The sequence below is a fragment of the Mesorhizobium sp. M2A.F.Ca.ET.037.01.1.1 genome, from assembly GCF_003998075.1.
In the GTDB taxonomy this organism is placed as follows: Bacteria; Pseudomonadota; Alphaproteobacteria; order Rhizobiales; family Rhizobiaceae; genus Mesorhizobium.
In genome coordinates, this window is sequence record NZ_RZSA01001127.1 from 1 (window position 1) to 1,939 (window position 1,939).

2 protein-coding genes are annotated in these 1,939 nt (G+C 58.9%); both read right to left on the reverse strand.

Annotated features, from left to right (window positions below; translation table 11 throughout):
* Positions 1-360, reverse strand: a 360-nt coding sequence (locus EOA27_RS34195; protein WP_127258469.1) for a hypothetical protein, incomplete at its 3' end; no start/stop codon positions are given.
* 114 nt (positions 361-474) lie between these two features.
* Positions 475-1,939: type I secretion C-terminal target domain-containing protein (locus EOA27_RS43060; protein ID WP_127258471.1), on the reverse strand; the 1,465-nt coding region annotated here is incomplete at its 5' end.

The window sequence follows — 1,939 nt, forward strand, 5'->3', positions numbered from 1 at the left end:
GTACTCGACCATGCGGTCGTGGAAGCACTCGCATTTGTTGAGCGTGTCTTCGTCCTTGTAGTTCGTCTTGAGGTAGCCATAGGCCATGCCGCAGGCGACCTTGGCTTCCGACGCCCAGACGAAGGCGGGACGCGACGAGTTGATCCATTCCGGGCTGTTGGCGACGGCGACCGATTCGTCCATCAGCTTCACCACATGGTCCTTGAGCTCGACCATGTTGTCGGTCAGCACCAGGTCCGATGTGCCGACGGTGCGGCAATAATTCACCGCCGGCTCGCCGATGATGTCGGCGGCGAAGCCCGTCGACCCGGCCAAAAACAGCGCCGCGGCCGAGGCCAGCAATCGTGCGGAATGTCTCATGTAAGCCCCTCTTCGAATTGCGAATTCACGTTTCGCTAATGTCTAGCATGGAAGCGTGGCTTTGCGCCACGCCCCCGAGCCACCAAAGTTTGCGTCATCCAGACGATCGCATCGTCAGGTCACAGTCTCCGTATGGGTCGGCTGATTGTGATCATAGAGGATGCTGATTACAGAGCCGCTTGCAACTCCCGTCAACGAGGCCACCTCGACCATGCTTCCGCCAGCCGCCGTGCCATTGTTGTCAACCATCACATGAGCCGCGCCGCCCGAGAAGGTAACATCGATCGAGGAACCTGCCTGCGCATCGGTAGTCGGCGCGCCGGCACCTAGTGATTTGAGGAGATCAGACAGGTCAATAACATCCTGGCCGGGTGTGTAGTCCGCGATTACATCGGCCACGTGGACCGAAAGCTTGGATGGATCGATCACAAACGTATCGTTGCCCGAGCCGCCGGTGAGGTGATTGAAGCCCAGCCCACCGATCAGGATGTCGTTGCCAGCGGCACCGTCCAGGAAGTCGTTGCCTGCGCCGCCGACCAGCGTGTCATTGCCGCCGGTGCCAAGGAGATTGTCGTCTCCGGAAGTGCCCGCGATGGACTCGACCGTCAGCTGACTGCCTGCTGTGCCATCGATGTGGACATTGAAGGTCTGCGTCGAGACATCGCCGTCGCCATCCGTGATCGATACGTTGATGCCGTTGAAGTCCAGATCTGACGGCGGCGCTTCTGACTGCGAGCCGACCTCGACGCCGTTTAGACGGAATCCGCCGCTATTTGAGGCATCGCTGAGGACTTTGACCGCGTAAATGTCGTCGCCGACTACATAATTGGCGGTACCCGCGACAGCCGACCAGTTAAGCTGGCTGATCTGAATTACCTGGCCGGACGTCACGTTGAGCGTCACCTGGTCATAATGCGTGGCATCGGTGTAAACCAGGACGGTGATCTTGGCCGTCGACATGCCGCCCGTGTAGCCCTCGGTCGTGAACTTGAAATCGTCGACGCTATGGGGGGTCGTATTGTTACTATCGTTGACGAATGCGAATTTTATGGATTCACCGGGGTCATTTGTCTGGCCAGAACTCCCCTTGACCGCCCAGCCTTGGTTACTGGTGTTCACCAAATCGCCAGATTGGCCGGTGGGGGCAACGCCGTCATCGCCGGTCACAAGAATATTGAAGTCGGTGGCAGCGCCCAAGTCCACGATCAGTGAACCTGTCGGTCCCCCGGCTGTCGCTGAAGTCGCCGCGATTGGAGTAAAGACGACATCACCTGCCCGGTGCAGAACCTGCAGCGAGTCGGTGCCGTCGGCATTCAGCGTCAGGACGGCAGCGACATCGGAGCCGTCCATCAGGTTCAGCACGATCTGGGACGATGAACTCGAAGCAACTTGCACGTTCTGCCCCGTGGCAGAAATGCTGCCAAACCCGTCCGCTCCATACTGCCATTCGGCGAACTGACCGGTATAGGTTGTAGTCGCTGCCGGATTGAGTACCGACAAACTGACGATGCCGTCGTGATTACCGTCATTGACGAGGGTGTAAGCTGGCACGTCGTCGACGATGTCGACCAGGATGGTG